Below are 22536 nucleotides of genomic sequence, written 5' to 3'. Positions count from 1 at the left end.
GACATCCCTGATAAGGAGCCATATACCTATGACTACGCAAACCCCAGCCCCTCCCGCCTTCCCTCTGCAGCATCAATCGCAGCAGCCCGGCGTGGAATCACAGATGAACCCGCGGCCGGTATTCGAAGACCGCGCTTATAAAGCCGCAGGCAAATTGACGGGGAAAACCGCCGTCGTCACGGGCGGAGACAGCGGCATCGGCCGAGCCGTCGCCGTCACCTACGCCAAGGAAGGCGCGGACATCGTGATCGCGTATTTGAACGAGCATGAGGACGCGGAGGAAACGAAGCGGCAGGTGGAGGAGGAAGGCCGGCGCTGTTTGAAGCTGGCGGGAGACCTAGGCACGGAAGCGTTCTGCAAGCAAGTGATCGAGGAAACCATCAAGGCGTTCGGCAAGCTGGATATCGTCGTCAATAACGCGGCCGAGCAGCACCCGCAGACGAAGCTAGAGGACATTAGCGCCGAGCAGCTGGAGCGGACGTTCCGTACCAATCTGTTCTCTTTCTTCTATTTGACGAAAGCCGCACTCCCTCATCTGAAGCAGGGGAGCGCCGTCATTAATACAGCATCCATCACCGCCTATGAGGGCAGCGAGGATTTGCTCGATTACTCCGCGACCAAAGGCGCCATCGTTACGTTTACTCGTTCGCTGTCGCAGCAGCTGGTCGGCCGCGGCATCCGTGTCAACGGCGTTGCGCCCGGGCCGATCTGGACGCCGCTGATCCCTTCGACGTTCGACGAGAAGAAGGTAAGCAAATTCGGGACGGACGTGCCGATGAAACGGGCAGGACAGCCCGAGGAGCTGGCGCCCAGCTACGTCTTCCTCGCATGCGACGACTCGTCGTACATGACAGGGCAAATGCTGCATGTCAACGGCGGCGTCATTGTGGGCAGTTAATCCGATTTCATCCAAAAAAGCTCCTGCTTCGCGGCAACGCGGACAGGAGCTTGATTCGTTTTACCGGGTCCATGACGGCATCGGTCAGACACCCAGGCGAAGCCTGATTTTGTCCCATTGCCATTTGGTGTAAGCCAGCGTCTCCCGGCTCTTATGCCAAGACATCATCAGAACGCTGGAATCCATCGGCGCGGCCGCCGGATGATCGTACCCCAGGAATCGGGCGATATCGAGCGACCGGACGGCATGGTACCTGTGGGTAACGATGACTGCACTGCGATACCCGTGCTCATCCATAATCTGTTTGCTGAAGAGAAGGTTCTCGTAGGTGTTTGTCGCATGGTTTTCAAGCAAAATAACGCGGCCCGGAATTCCTCTCCCCAGTAAATAATCGCGCATCCCCTCCGCCTCCGTCAGCTGCGAGTCGGGCCGGTCATAGCCGCCGGAGACGATGATGCTCCGAATTTTCCCTTCCTCATACAGCTCCGCGGCGCGATTCAACCGCTCCTTGAGCGCGGGACTCGGCGTGGTCTGCCAAAGCGCAGCCCCGAGCACAATCCCCGCATCCTGCTTCGGAAGCGAAGTATCGGGCATAGAGGCCATGCTCCACAGCACATAACCGGTCCAAAAGGCGGCGATACCGATGATGAGGAGGACCGCCATGAGCAATCGCTTGGCCCCCTTCCACAGCGACGGCTTTATGGCAACGGCCCACCTTCTAAGGACCAACACGGAAATGACGGTCTCCTCCTATCCATTATTCCTGATTAAGAAAACGGGTGACTTCCTTGAATAATTGAGGCGCCTCATGCTCCAGGCAAACCATATGCCGCGATTCCGGCAGCAGGAACAACTCCCGGCGGCCCTGCAGCCGGTTATAGATGTAAAAGGCGCTTCGGGGATGGACGATCTGATCCTGCTCCCCCTGAACCACGAGCGTAGGGACGGACACCCGCGGCAGCTCACTCTGACGCGCATAGCGAGCCAGCTTCATGAATTGGAACGCAGCGGGCAGCGACGTCCGCTTGGCCCGATCCAAGTGAGACCAATCTCGCGCACGGATGCGCATGGCCAAATGATTGACGAAGCGTCTAGGGCTGACATAAATGACCGCCGCGCTGAGCAGCACGAGGCGTCTGATAGGAAACCGGTTCGCAAGATAGGCGGCGATTAAACCGCCCATCGAGAAGCCCACGAGATCGATGGAGCCGTAGATTTGGCATAACCGGTGCGTCTCCGCGGCCGCGGCATCCAGCCAGTCGTGCCATGTGGCGCGGCCTAAAGCTTGAAGCTCGTCCTCATGCCCGGGAAGCGTAGGAACCGTGCAAGTGTAGCCTTCCTGCCTCAGATGTTCGGCGAGCGGCTCCACTTCGAACGGTCCTCCGGTAAAGCCGTGCAGCAGCAAACAATGGCGCTCCATCATTGCGGCGTCCCGCCTTGGGCAAACCGGTGCAGCCCCCGGGCCGTAAACTCCAATAGCTCCAGCATACTGAGCTGCGCCCGCCAATGCGCCGGGATCGCCTCCACCCCGTAGTAGGCTCCGGCGAGCTGGCCGTAGACCGCTCCGGTCGTATCGGCATCGTCTCCCAGATTAACCGCCAGCAAAGCGCCTTCCTCGAAGCTGGAGCTCCGGTCGAATGCCCATAGCGCCGCTTCCAGGCTTCCGGCCGCATAGCCGGTACCCTCAATGGCAGGAGGCTGCTTCTCGCGGAACGATCCGGCGGCCACCTCGGCAATCTCAGGCACAAGCCGAACCCGCTCCCAGTAACCCGACACGGGGGCATAATACGGGGCCAGCAGCTCGGACTTTTCCGTTCCTTTCAGTGCGCCCACGATCAGGCCGCCCAGATACTTGCAGGCATCCACGGCGACGATGGCCCCATGCGTCGTCAGCGAGCTGTCGCCCGACCGCACGATCGCTTCCTGCGGCTTGCCGGCATAGGCCATAGGCACAGGGGCCAGCCGCATGAGCGAACCGTTGCCGGCGGTCATCCGCTGGATCGGACCGCTGAACGGCTCGCTTGTCTTCTCGAAACGTTCAAGCGCCGTTCGGACGGTATTGCCTATATCGAAGCAGACGCCGGTGCTGCTGAGGTAACCTTCCCGGTACCAACGGACATAACGCTGCATCTGATCCCGCGGGTGAAAGCCTTCGCAGTGGAGCAAACTTTCCGCCAGACACAAAGCCATGGACGTATCGTCGGTCCACTGTCCCGGCTCGAGATCGAACGGCCCGCCTCCGGCCATATCGAGAATCGGCCCGAACGAGCCGGGCTGACGGAACTCCAGTGTCGTACCGAGCGCATCTCCTGCGGCTAATCCCAACAAGCAGCCGCGGTAGCGGTCAATTTCGGGTATCGGTACACCCATGCTTCATCTCTCCTGTTCATTGGACGTTCGTTATAGCGGTCTCGTTCCATCTCCGTGCCCGTTTCGTAAAAAGACAGCGTGGGTTCTCCACGCTGTCTTCATTCGCCGTTCTATTTCTCCGTGATGGAGATCGATTGAATCGTCACTTTCTCCGTCGGCGTGCTCGCTTCGCCGCCGTTGGATTTCACAGGCGTATCGGCGATTTTCTGCACGACATCCATGCCTTGGGACACCTTGCCGAATACGGTGTAGTTCGGCGTCCGGTTCAACGCCTTGCTATCTTCACCGGTACAGATGAAGAACTGGCTACCGTTCGTATTCGGTCCGGCATTCGCCATGGCCACGATACCGGGCTCATACGGATGCGTCGTCTTCAGCTCATCCGCGAATTGATACCCCGGTCCGCCCGTGCCGTTCCCGTTCGGGTCTCCGGCTTGAACCATGAACGTTTTGATGATCCGGTGGAACGTCAAGTTATTATAGAAGCCTTCCTTGGACAAAAAGACGAAATTGTTGACCGTCATCGGCGCGTCTTTCGGGAACAGATCGATGGTAAAGGTCCCTTTCGACGTCGTTACCGTCGCCTGATACGTTTTGTTCTGGTCGATCTTCATCTCCGGCGGCTTCGACCACGATTTCTTCGCCGGCTGAGCGGCTCCCGTCTGACCGGTAGGCTGGCTGCCTGTCGTCGTTCCTTGACCTGCCGGGGCCGGCTTGGTGCCGCAGCCCGCGAGTACGCCAGCGAGCAATGCGGCTGCGCAGAGCAAGCCGGCTGTTTTCTTCCAATGCGATTTCATGGCTTCGATCTCATCTCCGTTTATGCAATAAATTCTGGGAAGGTCCTAAGCTCTATTATACTACGCAATCCGGAAAAAATGTAAATTGTTCTCCCGTTTGTCAACGCGTTCCTGCAGGCGTACCCGCTCCCGGTGCCGTACCGGCCCCATTGCCTGCAGAAGAGCCCGCCGGATTGCCGCCTGCGTCTCCGGCACCGATAGTCCCGCCGGCAGGGCTTCCGAGACCGCCGCCTCCGGGTACGGTCGTTCCCGGCAGCGTTGAGCCGCCTTGACCCGGCGTTGTTCCCGTGCCGACCGACCCGCTGCCTGCTCCTCCGGTGCCTGTGCCGTTTCCGCCGTTGCCGCTGCCTCCGGCGCCGCCGCTTCCCGTCCCCGGCTTGCCGGTGCTGCCGTTCCCGCCGGTACCCGTGCCGATTCCGCCGTTTCCGTTACCCGTACCGCCGTTGCCGGCACCTGAGCCAGGACCGCCGGTACCGTTTCCTCCGGCGCCCGGCTTCCCGCCTTGCCCCGGCAGCCCGGGCTGCGGGTTATTCGGGTCAGGCTTGCCTTGGCCTTGACCTTGGCCTTGACCTTGGCCGTTGCCCGGCTGCCCGGGATGCAACGGATCGACCGATCCGTTATCCGGCCCGACCGTCACCTCGACCACGTTCGAGCGTGCACCCGCGGTTCCATCCCCGTTCAGCGGAACGACGACATATTGGTACATATCCGGATTGAACGCGGTGATGTCATTGACGTCCGTTGACGCCGTTGTAAGCATCGGTGCTGCCGGGAAGTCCTTATCTTTGCTTCCTTTACGGAACAATTGATAGGTGACGTTGTCCCCTACCGGGCTCCAGGACAGATGCACGGTGCGTTTTTCCTTCAAATATTCGGCCTTCAGATCGCCGATCGACTTCGGAGGCTGCGGCTTGCTCTCCGTAACATCCGGAACGCTGTCCGGCTTTTGGAACGACGTCATCGGACGCTTCGCCAGCGACTTAGACATGACCTCGCGGAAGATCGCCGCCGGTGCGCCGCTGCTCATCGAGACGTAATGCTTCGAATCGGTCTTGTCGAAGCCCATCCATACCGCAGCCGTCCATTCCGGCGTATAGCCGACGAACCAGAGATCGCGGTTGTACTTCTCAAGACCCTTCAAATCAAGCTGCGTCGAGCCTGTCTTGCCAGCGACGGGACGATCGAACTTGGCTGCGGTTCCCGTGCCGCCCGGTTCAACGACACCCTGCATCAGCTGCGTCATGTACCATGCGGTCTTCGCGCTCATCACCGGCGCTTTGCGCTCGGTTTTATAGGCCGCCACCTCTTTGCCGCTGCTGTCCACGATCTTGACGATCGCATGAGCCGTGTTCATGTAACCGTTGTTCGCAAAAGTGCTGTAAGCCTGCGCCATCTGCATCGTCGTCACGCCCTTGGTCAGACCGCCGAGTGCGATCGCGAGGTTATTATCCTGCGGATCCAGCTGAATGCCCAGCTTGCTCACGAATTGAGTACCGGTCTTCACCCCGATTTCATTCAGCAGCCATACCGCCGGTGCGTTGATGGACCGCTTGATGGCCTCGAACATATCGACCGAGCCGCGGTATACGCCGTCATAGTTGCGCGGAGCATATCCTCCCGGGTACGTCCGTTCCTCGTCCGGAAGCTGGCTGTAAGGAGTGAATTTGCCCGATTCCAGTGCCGGCGCGTAGGCGATCAGCGTCTTGAAGGAGGAGCCCGGCTGACGCGGCTGCTGCGTCGCGCGGTTTAATCCGCGGGCCACGTAATCCCGTCCTCCGATCATCGCTACGATCCCGGCGTCCTTGTTGTTCAGAATGACCATGCTGCTCTGCATCTTCTGCTGCGGGCCGTCCTTCTGGAAAAACTTATCGTTCGCATACGTTTGTTCCATAATTTTCTGAGCGTTCGGGTCAAGGTTGGTGTAAATCTTGTACCCGTTCCGCAAAATATCATCCTCTTCGAACTTATATGTGTCCTGGGCCTCGCGCAGGACGTAGTCGACATAGGTTTGATAAGAGCTGTTATTCGTCGCATTCGGAGGCGGAGAATAGTCCACGGCCGCCGCTTCGGCGCGTTCGGCCTCCGTAATATATCCCTGCTCCTGCATCAGCTTCAGTACGACACCCCGGCGTTCCTTCGCCTTCTCAGGATTCGAGATCGGGTTGTACGTGTTCGGCGCCTTCGGCATGGCCGCAAGCGTCGCCATCTGCCACAGCTTCAGCTGGTTCAAATCCGATATGCCAAAATATTTCTTGGATGCGGCCTTGATACCGTAAGCCCGGTTCCCGAAGAAAATCCGGTTCAAGTACAAGGCAAGAATATCATCCTTTTTATACTGGTGCTCCAGCGCTACGGCAATGGACATTTCCGTTCCTTTCCGGAAAAAGGTCTTATCCGCGCTCAGAAACACGTTCTTCGCCAGCTGCTGAGTAATTGTGCTTCCGCCCTCCACCATGCTGCGAGCCACCACGTCCTTCACCAGCGCCCGGCCGATACCAAGGAAATCGATCCCGGTATGCTCCTCAAAGCGGCGATCCTCCGTAGCAATGAAAGCCTGCTTCAAACGTTCCGGAATTTGCGAAGCATCGACCACTTCCCGGTTCTCGGCGGCCAGTGTAGCGACCTCGGCGCCGTTCGCATCATAAACAATGGAACCTTCATCGAGGTTGAGCTTATCGATATTCTGCTTTAGAATACGGTCACCGTTGATGATGATGAAAATATAAACGCCCATGGCGCAGATCGCCGCCAGCGCGGCCGCCACAAAAGTCCAGGCAAGTACTTTGCCTGCCGTAACCTTCGATTTCTTTTTCTTCTTCCCTGCAGTCGGTTTCTTCTCCTTCGTTTGCGATCCCGGGGGTTTCACGGGTGTTCCGGGTGTCCTTCCGCCGTTTCCTGCCATTCTCCGACTCCCTCTCCCTTCTCTGTCCTCAAACGAACATTCTCCTTGCGAATATTAACCTGAACTTGCGATTCCCTAAACAGTAAAATGATGGCACGGATCATAGGAAACGACAAATTGAATAAAACTTAGCGTTTCCTCACTTCTTAAACAAAGAACAACCCGAGTGCGGGTTGCTCTTTTGGAGTTGTATTCATTTAGACGTGCCGGAATGCGAAAAGGTTGCTCCAAGCCTCCTTGCCTGAGCGTGTACCGTTAACGCTTCGCCGCCGACTACTCGCCGCTCTCCTGCTGCTGCTGCATCAGAGATACCGGACGCTGCGGTGTGAAGGTGGAAATCGCATGCTTGTACACCATTTGCTGACGGCCTTCACTGTCTATAATGATCGTGAAGTTGTCAAAAGCGCGAATGACGCCGCGGATTTGAAACCCATTCGTAAGATATACGGTCACTGGAATGTTTTCTTTGCGCAGCTGGTTCAAAAATGTGTCCTGAATGTTGATCGTCTTGTTCATTATGGGCCCCCTCAAAAATGGTTAACGGTCAGGTGATAGCTTTCCTGCTATTATAGCACGAACTTCTTCGTAGTGGGTAGAAAAATTTGCCAAATCGCTGACGTCCACCCACTCGATATCCTTCATTCGCCGGAACCAGGAGAGCTGTCTCTTGGCGAATCGGCGCGTGTCCCGCTTTAGAAGCAGGATGGCTTCCTCCAGCGTGCCCTGCCCCGTCAAATAGGCGGCAATCTCCTTATAGCCCAGACCCTGCATGGAAACCAAATCAGTGCTGTAGCCGCGATCCAGCAGCCCGCGGACTTCATCGACCAGACCTTGCTCGATCATCAGATCAATTCGGTCTTCAATACGTTTATATAGTAAATCTCGGTCCATTGTCAACCCGACGATACACAATTCGTAAGGGGTCGTTTTTTTCTGTACCTTCAGCTGGTCGGACAGCCGTTCGCCGGTCAAGTGAGCGATTTCGAGTGCGCGAATAATCCGCCTCTGGTCGTTCGGATGCAGCCGTTCCGCCGTCTCCGGATCAACCTCCCGCAGCCGCCCATGCAACGCCTCCGCTCCGTGCGTCTCCGCATACAGCCGCTGCTCCTCCCGGAACGCTTCGTCCATCCCTCCCTCGCTGAACTGGAAATCATAGCAAACCGATTCGATGTACAGCCCCGTTCCGCCCACGATAAAAGGAAGCTTCCCCCGCGCGCCGATCTCCGCGATCAAGCGGATGCAGCGCTCCTGGAATTCCGCGACCGAGAACGGGTGATCCGGCTCATGGATATCGATCATATGATGCGGTACGGCTGCCAGCTCCTCGGGCGAAGCCTTCGCCGTGCCGATATCCATTCCGCGGTAAACCTGCATCGAATCGCCGGAGATGATCTCGGCCTGAAGGTCCTGCGCAAGCTTCAGGCTGAGCTTGGTCTTGCCGACGGCCGTCGGACCGACGAGCACAAGGAGCTTCGGCTTCGGCTTTAGGCCGGAGCCGGTGTCGGTAGTCAGCATCGAATCACCCCGTATGCGATTTTGGTCGAGGAGCGGTGCACCTCGGCGAAGCCCAGTCGGCCAAACTCGGCTGAATCGCGGTGCTCCTTGAGGATCACGGCGCGCCGGGCGGCTCTGCGCGCAAGCGCAACGGATTCGGGGCTCAGCGCCCGATCGTCGGCCAACCCGCGAATCGCCTTGATCGAGCTCGATTCCGTAATCGGCTGCCGGAACATCGGATCGAAATAAACGACGTCGCAGCTGCCCGGCTCCATCGCCTTAAGCACCTCCGCATGATCCTTCTGAAGCACTTCGATGCGCCGCATCGCTTCATCCAGTCCCGGAACCTCCGAATGATAAGTCCGAAGTCCCTGCTGCAGCAAGAATGCTGGAATAGAGGCGCTCTCGATCGCGGTTACGGCCCCTTCCGGCCCGGCAGCGAACGAGAAGACGATCGCATCCGAGCCAAGCCCTGCGGTACAGTCCACGATGCGGTCGCCGGGGCCGATGCCCGCCAGCTGCAGCAGCGGATCCTTCTCTCCGTTTCGGAGCCGCTTGATTCGGACCGCCGCCGTGCTCGGGTGAAAAAACAGCGGCAGTCTCAGTTCATGGTGATACTCCATGCGATCCTTGGTGAGCAGCAAAATATCCTCGTCCCCGAACCGCTGCCTCAGCTGAGCCAGCGTCATGCGCCGGCGCTGGATAAAGCGTCCGCCCAGCTTGCGGGCGAGTGCGGCCGCTTCGGACAGCTGGCTGTCGGAGGGATCGTAGGAGGTGGTAACAAACAACAGGATCACCCTTTTTAATTATGCTTCTAAGAAGGCCGGATAGGCTGCGGCAAACAGGTTCACACTATACGGCCTTTTTGCATTTTATCAGTTCTACGCCCCCTACTGCAAATTTTATGAAGCGAGCCATGACGGAAGCCGGCTGTGTTTGCCTGTTGCGATTCAGCTCCTAATGCGGTCGCGGCAGCACTCCGCATCGGTTGTACGCCTTACTTGTGCACTTCCGTTTTTATAAGCAACTATACAAATACAAAACCGCCCGTCGGAAACATTCCGAGGGCGGTTGGACCCGGCAGCCTGCCAGGAAACGGCGAAACATTCTTTTATTACATTACGCGCTTGAACATTTTCTCGAGCTCGTAAGTGGAGAAGCTGACGACGATCGGCCTGCCGTGCGGACAAGTATAAGGATTACGGCAGGCGGCAAGCCTGTCCAGCAGCGTCTCGATCTCCAGGGTCCCCATGTTCTGATTCGCCTTGATCGACGCTTTGCAGGAGCACATGATCGCCGCTTTCTCGCGGAGCTTCCCGATGTCTACCTGCTTGCGCTCGCCAAGCAGCCATTCGATCATTTCCTCGATGAGCGCCTGCTCCTCACCGGCCGGAAACCAATGCGGGTATGTACGGACGAGGAACGAGGAACCGCCGAACGGCTCCAGCTCCACGCCTGCCTGCTCCAATTGGGGCAGCTTGTCGGTTAGGCGAGAAGCCTCGGAAGCCGTAAACTCCAGCGTGATCGGCACGAGCAGCACTTGGCTCGCTTCGGCCGGCTTGCCGAACAGCTCGTAGTAATGCTCGTAATTGATCCGTTCATGCGCGGCATGCTGATCGACGAGGAACAAGCCCTCTTCGTTCTGCGCCACGATGTAGGTCCCGTGCAGCTGCCCGATCGGGTGCAGCTTCGGGAACGCCGGCAGCGCAGGGGGCGCTTCCTCGGCCGCAGGCGCGAGCGAGCGCAGCAGCGCTCCGGCGGCGGCGGCCGTCTCGCGCGGACTCGCCGCCGGCCGGGTCGCTGCCGCGGGTGCCGTCTCGCGCACGCGGTCCGTGGCGGGACCGGGCCGTGCCGTAGCGTCGGTGCGCGGCCACGGCGCTTCGGCAGCAGGCTTGGCCGCGCTGCCTGTCGCTGGCGGCCACGGAGCGGTCCGCGCCTCCCGCTCCGCGGGGACGCCGGCGCCCGTTGGCTCCGCCGGCTGGGCCGCCTGCGGCCGGTACAGCGCGAGCTGCTCCTGTACGACCGCCTCGCGCGGCGGCCTCGCAGCGGCAGGCTGCCCCGCCGCCGGAATAAGCCGCTGGCGTCCCAGCACCTCGCGCGCCTCGCGCTCAACCAGCTGCAGCAGCTCCTGCTCCTTGCTGAACCGCACCTCCAGCTTCGCCGGATGCACGTTCACGTCGATCAGCGTCGGGTCCATCCGCAGATGCAGCACGGCTACCGGGAAGCGGTGCACCGGCAGCAGCGTATGGTAGCCCTGAAGCAGGGCGTGCACGAGCCCGAAATTGCGGATATACCGGCCGTTGATCACCGTCGACACCGCATTCCGGTTCGCCCGGGTCAGCTCCGGCTTCGAGATATAGCCGGAGAGCTGATAATCCAGCGACTCGCCTTCAATCTTCAGCATGCTCTTCGCCGTGGCGGTGCCGTAAATCGCCGCTATGACCTGCAGCAGGTCGCCGTTGCCGAGCGTCTGCAGCAGCACATTGCCGTTATGTTTCAAAGTAAAAGCGATCCCCGGATGCGCCAGAGCAAGCCGGTACATATAATCCGTCACGTGCCCGAGCTCCGTTTGAATCGTCTTCATATATTTCAACCGCGCCGGCGTGTTGAAGAAAAGCTCCCGTACGGCGATGTCGGTACCCTTCGGCGCATTCGTCTCCTGCTTCGTGCGGATGCTCCCGCCTTCGATCACGATGCGGCTGCCGAGCCCGCTCGAATCGGGCGAGGTCGTCAGTTCGACCTTGGCGACGGCCGCGATACTCGGCAAAGCTTCTCCGCGGAAGCCGAGCGTCCGAATGGCGAACAAGTCCTGCGCGCTTGCCAGCTTACTCGTCGCATGGCGGAAGAAGGCCGTCTCGCAATCATCCGCATCCATTCCCGCGCCGTTGTCCGTTACGCGAATGAGCGACAGGCCGCCTTCCTCAATCGCCACGTCGATTCGTGTCCCGCCTGCGTCCACTGCGTTCTCCACAAGTTCCTTCACGACGGAGGACGGCCGCTCGACCACTTCCCCTGCCGCGATTTGGTTTGCGATATGCTCGTCCAGAACGTTAATGATTCCCATCGCGCTGCCTCCCGGTCAGGACCCCACGCTCAGCGTAGCCTTCGTGCCGTCGTCGGTCCAACTCAATTGAGCGAACGTTTGCTGGAAGGAAGCCAAATCCACATAGCTCGTTCCGTCTTTCAGAAGGAATGCGTCGCCGGAAGGCGTATACGTCACGGCTCCGTCCTTGGATACGATTTGAACCGTACGCGAGCTCTCGTTCCACACGACTTGTCCTCCGACCAGTTCCCCAAGCAGGCGGGCCGGGGCAAGCGTATGCCCGTTCTGGCGCACCAGCTCGAACAAATCCTGCACGCTCTGCCCGTTCACGCTCACGTTCCTGCGATCGAGCGTCACGTCAAAATGATCCGCGCCGGCCAGGCGCAGCGCCTCGATCAGCTGCGGCACCGCCCCATCCACCTTCACATCGGGCTCGAGGCCGACCTTGTTCACCTTGCGAAGCTTAGGCGTCAAATATTCTTCAATCGTGATTTTGATCGCGCCGCCGGATTTCAGCGGGAATAAGTTTTGCACGCTGCCTTTGCCGAACGTCTTCGTGCCGATCACCTTGATCGCGCCGTAATCCTGCAGCGCCCCGGTGAGCACCTCGGACGCGCTGGCGCTGTTCTCGTTCACCAGGAAATAGACCGGGATGTTCTGGGTGGTTCCGCCGCTGAAGCTAACCGGCTCGTCCACGTTGTTGCGGTTGTTCGTATGAATGAGCACGCCCTCCTTGACGAACAGCTTGGCGATACTCAGAGCCGAATCGAGCAGGCCGCCCGGGTTGTCGCGCAGATCGACGATCAGGCTCTTGATGCCCTGCGCTTTGAGCGCCGACAGCTCCAGCGAGGTCAGCGCGCCCGCATCGCTCGAGAACGAGGTCACTTTGAGATAGCCGATCCCCGGCTGGAACAGCTTGCGCACAACCGTCGGAATTTGCACCTTCGTCCGTTTGACCGTCAGCGGCTTGTCCACGCCGTCGCGCCGGATCGTCAGATCGACCGTCGTATCCGGCTTGCCGAGAATTTTGGGGGTGACGGCGTCCAGCTTCTGGCCAGCCACGCTCTCGCCGCCGACCGCGACGATCAGATCGCCCGGCTGAATGCCGGCTTCCTTGGCGCCCGAACCGTCGAACACCTCCGCTATGTAAACACCGTCCTCCTGGTACATGATGCGGACGCCGATTCCGACGTATTGATTTTCGATCGAGCTCGTGAACTGCTTCAGCTCTTCATCGGTAAAATAGTCCGTGTACGGATCCTTCAGCGTCCCCAGCATCGCTTTAATCGCCGTATCGGACAGCTTGTCCGCCGACGGGGCGCTTACGTGATTCTTTTCAAGCAGGTCCAGCACTTCCTTCACGCGGTCGGAAGCCATGCTTCCGGCCGGGGCCGCAGCCGTGTCGGCCGCCCATGCCGGTGCCGATACGGGCAGCAGCAGCGTCAGCGCAAGCGCCGCGGAGACGGTTTTACGCCAGATGGGGCGCAGCTTTTTTCTCTTCATAAACGGTTTCTCTCCCTTGATTGCTCTATTCGGATCGTCCTTGTTCAGGACAAGTGCTTCTTCAATTCAAAAATGAGATTCATCGCCGCCATCGGCGTCATGTTCATCAAATCGGCTGCCCGCAGCTGCTCCAGTACCTTCTCGCCCTTGGCGTCGCGCTTCGCGGGCCTCACCGCCGGTTCTTCCATGGCGGCGAACAAGCTTAATTGCTCTACCGGAGCCGGGGCCGAGGCGGTCGCTGGCGGGACAGCCGCTGCTGAAGCCGTTTCTACAGGAACGGTTTCAGCCTGCTGCGCCGCCGCAGTCTCCCGCTCCGCCTGCTGCACCTCGCCTCGGGCTTCGAACGCCAGCAGCAGCTCATATGAGCGGTCGATGATGCTGGACGGGAGTCCGGCGATCTGGGCGCAGTAAATGCCATAGCTCGTATCCGCCGCGCCGCGCACCAGCTTCCGGAGGAACGTAACCTGCTGGCCGCTTTCCTTCACCGCCATGCGGTAGTTGCGCAGCTGGCACAAGCTGTCCTCCAGATGCGCCAGCTCGTGAAAATGCGTCGAAACCAGCGTCTTGCAGCCTTTCCGATCGTGCAGGAATTCGATGACCGCTTGGGCGATGGCCATGCCTTCGCCCGTGGAGGTGCCCCGGCCGAGCTCGTCGATGATAACCAGGCTCTTCGGCGTCGCTTTCTCCGTCATCACCTGGATGTCCATCATCTCGACCATGAACGTGCTCTGCCCGCCGATCAGATCGTCGGCAGCGCCGATGCGCGTGAAGATCCGGTCGACGATCGGCACCTTGGCGCTCTTCGCCGGAACGAAGCAGCCGAGCTGCGCCATCAGGCACACAATGGCCACCTGCCGCATGTAGGTGCTTTTGCCCGCCATGTTCGGGCCCGTGATCAGCAGCATGCTCCCTTCGTCCTGTGCCAGCACCGAATCGTTGGCAATAAATACACCGTCTTCCAGCACGGCCTCTACAACCGGATGCCGGCCTTCCTCGACCCGAAGGTCATAGAATTCGCCGACCTCCGGCCGGACGTACCGGTTCGATGCGCTGACCTGTGCCAGCGATTGGTAGACGTCGGCGGTTGCGATCAATTCAGCCAGCTGCTGAAGCCTCGAAATATGCGCGGACAGCTCGTCCCGCAGCTCCACGAACAAATCGTATTCAAGATCGATCATCGACTCCTGCGCTTCGAGGATGAGCGCTTCCTTCTCCTTCAGCTCCGGCGTGACGAAGCGCTCCGCGTTCGCCAGCGTCTGCTTGCGCTCGTAGCGTCCTTCCTCGAGCGAGCCGGCGTTCGCCTTGCTGATTTCGATATAATAGCCGAATACTTTGTTGAAGCCGATCTTCAGCGACTTAATGCCCGTCCGCTCGCGCTCCTGCTTCTCCAGCTCCGCCAGCCACTGCTTGCCGTTTGCGCCGGCTTCGCGGAGCGTATCGAGGCGGGCGTTCCAGCCCGCCCGGATCATGCCCCCGTCCCGCACGGAGACAGGGGGCTCGTCCACCAGGCGCTCCGCGATCGCCTGGTACAGGTCCCGGCACGGATCGATCCGTGCCGCCAGCCTCGCGAGCGTCGCGGAGCCGCTCGACGCGCACAGCTCCTGCAGCTGGGGCACCTGCTGCAGCGAGCTCTTCAGCGCGACGAGATCGCGCGCGTTCGCGCTGCCGTAAGCGATGCGCGCCGTGAGGCGCTCGAGATCGTACACCTCGCGCAGCGCCTGCTTCAGCTCGTCGCGCAGAATAAGCTGATGATAGAGCCTTTCCACCGCCTCCAGGCGGTCCTGAATATGCTCCGCATTCATCAGCGGCTTCTCGATCCAGCGGCGGAGGAGCCGCCCGCCCATGGCGGTCACGGTCTTGTCCAGCAGCCAGAGCAGCGTTCCCTTCTTCGAGCGGTCCCGGACCGTCTCCGTCAGCTCGAGATTGCGGCGAGTGAACGGGTCCATGATCATGTACTGGCTCGGCTCGTACACACGGATATGCTTGATATGCGACAGGGAGCGCTTCTGCGTTTCCAGCAGGTAGCCCATCAGAAGCGCGACCGTCTCGCGGCCGCCCTCGGGCAGACGGGCCAGCTCGCTGTCCGCGAAATGGCCTTCCGGCGCAAGCCCTCCCGCTCCGGCGGCGGCGTCTCTCGGGGTCATGACCGCCGACTTCAGCCATGCCGCCGAACCGCTGCGGAGCTGCTCCAGCAGCGCTTCCGAGCCGAGCAGCTCCGAAGGGCCGTATACGTTGAGCTCGTCCAGCAGGAGCTCGAACGACCCGTCCAGCCGGGTGACGTACAGCTCTCCGGTAGAAATGTCGCAGGCGGCTAGCCCGTAGCCGCCGCCCGAATAGCTGACCGAAACGATGTAATTGTTCCGGCTCTCGCTAAGCGATCTCGCGTCCATCACCGTTCCGGGCGTCACGATCCTAACGACCTCGCGCCGGACGGGACCCTTCGCTTCCGCGGGATCCTCGACCTGCTCGCAAATGGCGACTTTATAGCCCTTCTCTATCAACCTGGCAATATAGTTTTCCGCCGAATGGTAGGGTACGCCGCACATCGGAATGCGCTCTTCGGCGCCGCCCTCCCGTCCGGTCAGCGTAATTTCCAGCTCACGGGACGCATTCACCGCGTCTTCAAAAAACATTTCATAGAAATCGCCTAAGCGAAAAAACAAAAAAGCGTCCTGTACCTGCGCCTTGACGGCCAGGTACTGCTCGATCATCGGCGTATATTTGGCCATGCTTCATCCCCCAGCAGCAACATGTTCCCCGGAGTTTTATGTATGTTCATTCCCATCTCCGAAACTATGAAAATATTATAGCATGAAACGCAGCGGAACACCTCCCTTCTATTGGAAGGGAGATATTTTCCACTTCGGCCGGAAGTCCTCCGTCTCTTTCCAGGAACGCATCTGCAGCATCATGCGCCGCAGCGGCCTCAGATAAGTTTCATGCTGCGCATAATCCGGCAGCTTCTCCAAATCGCGCCAGAGCGCGCCGAGCAGCGGGCGGATCCGCGCTTTGACCCCTTGATAGTACGCCCGCTGCACCTCCGGCTCCTCCAGCGGACGGCGCGGCAGCTCCCGGTAGTTCCCGGCGATCAGCTTGGCCAGCGCCAGCACGCCCTTCGTTACCAACGGCGAAACCATCCAGCTCGGAAGCACCCGGTACTCGAAGCCGCCGTGCCGCTGTCTCCTGAAGTCGCCGAGGAACCCATACCGCGGCTTGCGGGTTCCTGTTGAGGCATCCTCGATTAATGTCAGCGGCAGGGCCAAATAGTTGTCCAGCGCCCGGAGAAGTCCGCTGCTGAGACGAATGCCGCTGAAGTGGATGTGGCCCCCGAGCGGAAAGCCGCGGACAGGCATGCCTCCGGCAACCCAGCTGAGCCCGGAATCGCCGATTTGCCTTGCGGCCAGCTGCATCGTACGGTGCAGATTGATGATGAGCTGCTTTACATCCGTGCTCGGACGCGGCCGAAGCTCGGCGAGCGGGAATATTTTGCGGTGGCCGGGCAGCACGATCGCATCGCAGCCGAAGGGGCCTTCCTTCTCGGCATACTTCGAGGCGAAGATCACCTTGCCCCGTTCGTTCAGCAGCAAAAATTCCGGATCCGCCCCGAGCATGACCTCGCGCTTCCCGGCAGCTTCCTCCTCTGCGAGCTCGTCATCGAACCGGTCCATCGCCTCCGCGAACAGCTCGGCCAACCGCGGCGTCAGCACCGGTACCGGCTGCAGCTCCCGGACCGCCATCGTTCCGTCCGGACGTACACCCAGCCTGACAACCGCATAATCGAGACCGAGCGCGTATACCGCTTTCAGCGCTTCTCTCATCGCCTTCGATGCATAATAATTCGGCTGCTCCTTGCCGATCTCGGCGAACTCCCGCTTTTCCGGCGGCGGCACCCGAACGCCGGCCGGCGCGCTGCCCGTATAGTAGACGGGGAAGTCTCTATGAAACAGCGAGAGCGCCTCCAAATGAAAGACCGGGATGAGATACTCGTGCGACCACCGTTCTTCCTGTGGATGGGTCCCTTCCGCGGTCGGTATGGCCGTATGTATTGCCGCCGTCTCCCGGGGCATCGGCGGCTGCTGCATCTGAGTCAAGGACGGGGACATCCCGGCCTGCGTTTCGTTCCCGAAAGGATGGCCGGCCGTACCGTTTTCCCGCCCTCCCGGCTTCCTTTGCCCGGTCTCCCGTCCCGCCTTCGACGGAATCCACGCCGCGACTTGGCGTACGGGCTCCGTTCCCTGGTCTGTCCCCGGAACCTTCGCCCGCAGAATCCGTGCTATAGCAGAGCTGCGCACCGATTCCGCTTCCGGCTCGTCGAACGAGCATTCGATGCCGTGCAGACGCAGCAGCTGCGAGGCTCGTGCCCTGTTCATGGCCAGGACCGCATGCTTGACGGGCTGAAGTCTCTCCCCCTCGTCTGTATCCGGCTGATAAACGCCCCAATGAATGACAAATCTGCGCTCGCCTTTGTGCGGCAGGCTCAAGCCGCTGGCCATCCGCAGCCGGTCCAGCAGCAGCTGGACCGTTTCCTCGTTGGAATGCAGCAGAAAGGCTCTCATATCGCTGATGCCCTCCTTCACGCTAATATTCGTTTTGCAGCCAGGGCCACTTTAAAGCACAGCTGTACGTTATTCGCCCATTTTGCCCCGGACAACCGGCGTAAACAAAAAAGAGGGCTGACGCCCTCTGCCGAACCGGGAAACCTGGCATATACTGAAAGTAGAAATCAGTTCAGCTCTTCGTCCAGAAGATCCGGGTCGAGGTCTTCGAAGTCTCCGTCCACGCCGTCGAAATCGACATGCTTGTCGTCTGAATCTTCGCAGCCGTTCGGGCATACCACCACGCACACCTTAGTTTCTGCGAGCATTTCTACCTTGAACTCCCGCTCTACGCGGATCCGGACTTCATCTCCGTGGGAAGAGATGCTGGCCTCCACGCAGTTCGGTTCCTGGGTAGCGACGGCCGACACTTCGGCAGTCGACGACTTATGCCTTTTATCCAAATAGTGAAGCGGCACAACCTCGACGTATGAAATCGTTTCTTTCGCCACATCCGTTTTGGTATTTTTGTCGTAAGAATACCAAATATTGATGTCGTAAGTACCTACTACTTCCACGTTCTCCCCCGACTTCACCGCATCATATTGGTTGTTGATAATCCAAGCACCCAAAATACTGGTCGGAGCATGAGGCGGAGTGACCGTGTTTGTTACCTGCGAAAATTTGCGTCCTTTGCCACAGACAGCCTTCGTATAGATCTCTCTGCACTGCAAATCTTTATCTAATGACATCCTTCTAACCTCCTCCATACAATCATTCATTACATTTGTATGCAGGACATTCGTCTAGTGTGATAACTTTTTTTGGGCGCGCGGAATTTATAGCCTAGGATGGATTAAGAGGAACGTTCCGGCAAGGGGCGCTTCTCTTTTTTGGCTACGGCGAGGTAAGATTGCAGCTCCACCATCAGCTGCAGCAAGGCCGAACGGACCTCGAACTCCTCTCGTGAAGCGGGGAGCGGCATGCACTTGAACTCTTGCTCCAGCTCACTTAATCTTTTTTCCGAGCGCCCGGTATAATAAGGGACCTTGACGTCCCTGCTGAGCTCTTCAAACACGGACGCCAGGCTGGCGCCGTGAGGCAGCGTCTCGTAGACCTGAGAGACCAGCTGCATCATATGCTCGATCGATTCCAGCTGCTGTTTCCTCATATAAAAGTAAACGGACCACATGGTGCCTCCGGAACGCAGGCTGTTCTCGCTGAAGCGGTGAGCGGCCTTCTGTGCGGCGGCCAGCACGTCCTCCGCCTCGATCAATTCGATGCCGCTCCAGACGTAAGCGGTGTCCCTCAAGCTCATGCCGATTTCTTTGAAAATGCGGGAGAACAGCTCCTCCACCTGTCCGCGCAGCTCGGTAAGCTGCTTGTCCTCGCTGGGCATATACAGCAGGTTAATCAGCGTGGCCGTTCCAAGCCCCAACAGCAGCAGCGCGACTTCGTTGAGCATCATGTCGGCGGACAGCTGTCCCGCCGCGTAAACATGGAACATGACGACGGAGCTCGTGACGACGCCTTCCTTTAGATTCAACCGGCTGAGCACCGGATATAAGCACAGAATAAACAGGCCAATGACCCAAACATGAAAGCCGAGCGCCCAGAACAGCCCTGCGGCGAACAGGAGCCCGACAAGCGAAGCGGCAATCCGCTGAAAGGACGTGCGGAGACTCTTCTTCTTGGTGACATCGACGCCAAGAATGGCGAGCAGCCCCGCAGAGTTGGGCGAATGCAGCTGCAGCGCGGTCGAGAGATAGATGGCGGCCAGGACGGCCAGCGCGGTTTTAATAATGCGAATTCCCATATTCGACCTCTCTACTTGAATAAAAATGAAGTTGGGTTAGGATGTAACCTCATCTTAGCGTTTTTTACACCGTTCGACAACCGGCGCATGAGCCGGATCGGGCAGGTCATGTCCGCACTGCACCTTCTCACCGCACCTGCTAGGTCGATACCTTCGGGAGCTTCCCCCTGCCGATCAAAGGCTATCCGCTGAGAGCTCTGCATCCGTAACACCTCCCTTTGCGGATTTTTTCTTGCTGCGAAGAGCTTGTCCGACCCTACCCCACCGGAATAGGTAACTAAGCTTACGCAGGCCGCTTTGCCTCATGACGTGCGAAGCGCCGCAAAAAAATAAAGCACGACCTCCGCTAGGGCGTGCTTTATTTTTTCTCGATCAGCTTCCCTTCCAGAAAGGCAACCAGCTGATACATGACGGCGGCCGCCACCGCGATAATCAGCACGCTTCCGATGACAAGAGAGAAGTTGAATACTTGAAAGCCGTATATAATCAAATAGCCCAGCCCCTGCTTGGAGACGAGAAATTCCCCGACGATCACGCCTACCCAAGCGAGCCCGACATTGACTTTGAGCGTCGATACGATCGTCGGATACGACGCCGGCAGCACAACCTTGCGGAACACGACGGTCCGGCCTCCGCCGAAAATGCGGACGATCTTCAGCAAATTGGCGTCGACCTCCCGAAAGCTGTTATATACGACCAGAATCGTAATGATGACCGTGATTGAGAGCGTCGTTGCGATAATCGAAAGCATCCCCGGCCCGAGGGCTACGATAAATAGCGGGCCGAGCGCCACCTTGGGAAGGCTGTTCAGTACGACGATATAAGGATCGAGCACGCGGGACAGGAACGGAGAGAACCAAATGATTGCGGCAACCAGCGTTCCGAATACCGTTCCGAGCACAAACCCTATCACGGTTTCCCATAGCGTTACTCCGATGTGAACGACCAAGGAGCCGTCCATCCATTTCGCATACAGCAGCTTGAATATCCGGCTCGGCGAGCTGAACAGCAGGTTGTCGATCCATTTCAGCCTCGAGGCCAGCTCCCAGAGGCCCATGAACGCGACAAGCAAGATCAGCTGAACACCCCTCACGGCCATGGCCGTCCTCCGCTCCCGTGCCCGGTAATCGGAGAGCACCTGTTCCGCCAGCGCCTTCGTGCCCGCCGGACTTTCCCTTGTCTCGTCAAAAATGGATTGAATGCTCATTCGTCCGTCCCTCCTTTCCCTTCCTCCGTCTCGAACGCTCCCCACAGCTGCCTGAACAGCTCGTGGAAGCCTTCCTTCTCCCGCGCTTCGAGCGGAAGCGCCTGACGGATGCTTTCCGGCACTTCCAGTTCCTGGCGGATACGTCCGGGATTCGGCCGGAGCACGATAATCCGATCGCTCATGGCGATCGCCTCGCTAATATCGTGCGTAACCAGAATCGCCGTTTTACCCCGGGCCTTCAGCATGGAAGCCACCAGATCCTCCAGCTGCAGCTTCGTCTGGTAATCGAGCGCGGAGAACGGCTCGTCGAGCAGCAGGAGCTCCGGCTCGGTCGCCAGTGTGCGTACCAACGCGACGCGCTGCCTCATGCCGCCCGACAGCTGATGCGGGTACCGGTCCCGATGACCGGCCAGCCCCATCTCGCTTAGCAGCTCATCGGCATACTCCTGCGACTTGGCATCGAGCCTTCCGAGCAGCTCCAGCCCGATCAACGCGTTCTCCCGGATCGTCCTCCACGGGAACAAATAGTCCTGCTGCAGCATATATCCAACCTTTGGAGTAGGCTTCCAAATCGTCTCGCCCGCGATCCTGACGGTTCCCGAGGTCGGCGGCAGCAAGCCGCTGACAACCGACAGCAGCGTCGTTTTTCCGCAGCCGCTCGGACCGATCAAGCTTACGAATTCGCCCGGGTTTACGGTCAGACGGATTTGCTCCAGCGCCACATAAGCCCGCTTGGCGTTCACATAGACTTGGGAGACGTCCTCCAGCTCCACCATGCTCATACCCGTCCCTCCTAAGGTGCAAGAAAGAGAAAGCGTTTCTTTCCGCGCTCTCTCCCTGCTGCAGAATTACTTGACCGATTGTTTGGCCTTCTCCGCAAACCGGTTATCCACCAGCTGTTTCGGCTCCACCCGCTTCTGAAGCTCCCCTGCGGCCTGCATCACATCCTGCAGATTGTTCCATTCCGCATCGTCGATGATGCCGTCGGTGGCGAAGGAGCCCTGCTCTTTGTATCGCTTGACGACCCCTTTGATAATGTCTTTATCCGTGTCCGGAAAGAAGGAAGCAATCGCGTCGGTGATCTCCTCTACGCTGCTCGCTTGCACCCAGTTTTGAGCTTTTTGCACGGCGTTGGCGAATTTTTGCGTTGAGGACGCGTTTTTATCGATGAAGCTTTTCTTTGCCATAAACACGGTATACGGAAGCTTGCCGCTCTCCACCCCGAAGGAGGCGATCACATAGCCTTTGCCCTGCTTCTCGAACATCGTCGCCTGAGGCTCGAACAGTTGCACGTACTCCCCGGTGCCCGATGCGAAAGCGGTGGGTATATTGGCGAACTCGACATTTTGTATGAGGTTCAAGTCCTTCTGCGGGTTTATGCCGTGCTTCTTTAGCGTAAATTCACCGGCCATCTGCGGCATGCCGCCCTTCCGCTGGCCCAGGAATGTGGTGCCTTTCAGTACGGACCAGTCGAACGTTCCTTGCAATGGCTTCCTGGCGACAAGGAACGTACCGTCCGTTTGCGTCAACTGCATGAAGTCGATGACGGGATCGTCGCTTCCTTGCTGGGATACGTAAATCGAAGTCTCCGCCCCCACCAGCGCTACATCAATCCCGCCGGACAATAGCGTAGCCATCGTCTTGTCACCGCCCGGTGTCGTCGTAAGCTCCACATCGAGCCCTTCAGTCTTGAAAAAGCCTTTGTTGATTGCAACATATTCCGGTGCATAGAATATCGATCGGGTCACTTCACCGATTCTTACCTTGGTTGTCTCGCCCGTCCCTTTGGAGCCGCATCCGGCCAAGACGGAAGTTACAGCCAACACGCCGGCGAGCAGCAAAGCCGCTCTATGTTTTATTCCCATGGGCCAGTCCCCCCTCATCCATTCTTCACTTAGGATAGGGTATGCGCCCGCCCACGGTTTGGTGAAAAAAAGGATGGCGCACGAACGTTTATTCGTATATAATTTG

At 59.0% G+C, this 22536-nt stretch carries 18 protein-coding genes; 1 reads left to right on the top strand and 17 read right to left on the bottom strand.

Features of this window, described 5'->3' with window-relative positions:
* Positions 1-28 precede the first annotated feature (28 nt).
* Positions 29-898 (top strand): SDR family oxidoreductase, encoded by an 870-nt coding sequence (locus O9H85_RS11830; protein ID WP_269881558.1) that lies wholly within the window; start codon positions 29-31, stop codon positions 896-898.
* Positions 899-982: 84 nt separating this feature from the next.
* Here O9H85_RS11830 and O9H85_RS11825 read toward each other — a convergent pair whose 3' ends face one another.
* The 17 genes from O9H85_RS11825 to O9H85_RS11745 all read right to left on the bottom strand — a co-directional run bounded on the left by O9H85_RS11825 (position 983) and on the right by O9H85_RS11745 (position 22430).
* Positions 983-1630: a YdcF family protein gene (locus O9H85_RS11825; protein WP_269881557.1), complete on the bottom strand. Its 648-nt coding sequence runs from the start codon at positions 1628-1630 to the stop codon at positions 983-985.
* A 25-nt stretch (positions 1631-1655) separates the two neighbouring features.
* Positions 1656-2321 carry an alpha/beta hydrolase gene (locus tag O9H85_RS11820; protein ID WP_269881556.1) on the bottom strand — a complete coding sequence of 222 codons (666 nt, stop codon included), beginning with the start codon at positions 2319-2321 and terminating at the stop codon, positions 1656-1658.
* A complete protein-coding gene (locus O9H85_RS11815) occupies positions 2318-3268 on the bottom strand; it encodes an ADP-ribosylglycohydrolase family protein (RefSeq protein WP_269881555.1) in 951 nt (316 codons plus the stop codon). Before O9H85_RS11815 ends, O9H85_RS11820 begins: the two co-directional genes overlap by 4 nt.
* 110 nt (positions 3269-3378) lie before the next feature.
* Positions 3379-4065 carry a peptidylprolyl isomerase gene (locus tag O9H85_RS11810; RefSeq protein WP_269881554.1) on the bottom strand — a complete coding sequence of 229 codons (687 nt, stop codon included), beginning with the start codon at positions 4063-4065 and terminating at the stop codon, positions 3379-3381.
* A gap of 100 nt (positions 4066-4165) precedes the next feature.
* A complete protein-coding gene (locus tag O9H85_RS11805; RefSeq protein ID WP_269881553.1) occupies positions 4166-6967 on the bottom strand; it encodes a transglycosylase domain-containing protein in 2802 nt (933 codons plus the stop codon).
* A gap of 273 nt (positions 6968-7240) precedes the next feature.
* Entirely contained in the window at positions 7241-7483 is a 243-nt protein-coding gene (hfq, locus tag O9H85_RS11800; protein ID WP_269881552.1) for an RNA chaperone Hfq, read from the bottom strand.
* 21 nt (positions 7484-7504) lie between these two features.
* Complete coding sequence (miaA, locus tag O9H85_RS11795; protein ID WP_269881551.1) at positions 7505-8482, bottom strand: tRNA (adenosine(37)-N6)-dimethylallyltransferase MiaA; 978 nt, start codon at positions 8480-8482, stop codon at positions 7505-7507.
* The gene (locus O9H85_RS11790) at positions 8476-9258 is read right to left on the bottom strand and encodes a class I SAM-dependent methyltransferase (RefSeq protein ID WP_269881550.1); all 783 of its coding nucleotides are present in this window, start codon (positions 9256-9258) and stop codon (positions 8476-8478) included. Before O9H85_RS11790 ends, miaA begins: the two co-directional genes overlap by 7 nt.
* 317 nt (positions 9259-9575) lie before the next feature.
* Positions 9576-11525, bottom strand: a complete 1950-nt coding sequence (mutL, locus tag O9H85_RS11785) for a DNA mismatch repair endonuclease MutL (RefSeq protein ID WP_269881549.1) — start codon at positions 11523-11525, stop codon at positions 9576-9578.
* 15 nt (positions 11526-11540) lie between these two features.
* Positions 11541-13007, bottom strand: coding sequence for a S41 family peptidase (locus O9H85_RS11780; protein WP_269881547.1), 1467 nt, complete (start codon positions 13005-13007; stop codon positions 11541-11543).
* Positions 13008-13051: 44 nt separating this feature from the next.
* Complete coding sequence (gene mutS, locus O9H85_RS11775) at positions 13052-15736, bottom strand: DNA mismatch repair protein MutS (protein ID WP_269881546.1); 2685 nt, start codon at positions 15734-15736, stop codon at positions 13052-13054.
* A 108-nt stretch (positions 15737-15844) separates the two neighbouring features.
* Positions 15845-17563: a putative amidoligase domain-containing protein gene (locus tag O9H85_RS11770; RefSeq protein WP_269881545.1), complete on the bottom strand. Its 1719-nt coding sequence runs from the start codon at positions 17561-17563 to the stop codon at positions 15845-15847.
* 167 nt (positions 17564-17730) lie between these two features.
* Positions 17731-18294 (bottom strand): outer spore coat protein CotE, encoded by a 564-nt coding sequence (locus tag O9H85_RS11765; RefSeq protein ID WP_269881544.1) that lies wholly within the window; start codon positions 18292-18294, stop codon positions 17731-17733.
* Between the two features lie 104 nt (positions 18295-18398).
* Entirely contained in the window at positions 18399-19358 is a 960-nt protein-coding gene (locus tag O9H85_RS11760; RefSeq protein WP_269881543.1) for an aromatic acid exporter family protein, read from the bottom strand.
* Positions 19359-19716: 358 nt separating this feature from the next.
* Positions 19717-20565 (bottom strand): ABC transporter permease, encoded by an 849-nt coding sequence (locus tag O9H85_RS11755; RefSeq protein WP_269881542.1) that lies wholly within the window; start codon positions 20563-20565, stop codon positions 19717-19719.
* On the bottom strand, positions 20562-21347 hold the full coding sequence (locus O9H85_RS11750) for an ABC transporter ATP-binding protein (RefSeq protein WP_269881541.1): 786 nt from the start codon (positions 21345-21347) through the stop codon (positions 20562-20564). The genes O9H85_RS11755 and O9H85_RS11750 overlap by 4 nt, the downstream gene beginning before the upstream one ends.
* Before the next feature lie 66 nt (positions 21348-21413).
* A complete protein-coding gene (locus tag O9H85_RS11745) occupies positions 21414-22430 on the bottom strand; it encodes an ABC transporter substrate-binding protein (RefSeq protein ID WP_269881540.1) in 1017 nt (338 codons plus the stop codon).
* Between the last annotated feature and the right edge of the window lie 106 nt (positions 22431-22536).

This window comes from Paenibacillus gyeongsangnamensis, assembly GCF_027533625.1.
Taxonomy (GTDB): Bacteria; Bacillota; Bacilli; order Paenibacillales; family NBRC-103111; genus Paenibacillus_G; species Paenibacillus_G gyeongsangnamensis.
The sequence above is the reverse complement of the archived record's forward strand: the minus strand, read 5'-3'. Positions and strand labels throughout refer to the sequence as shown.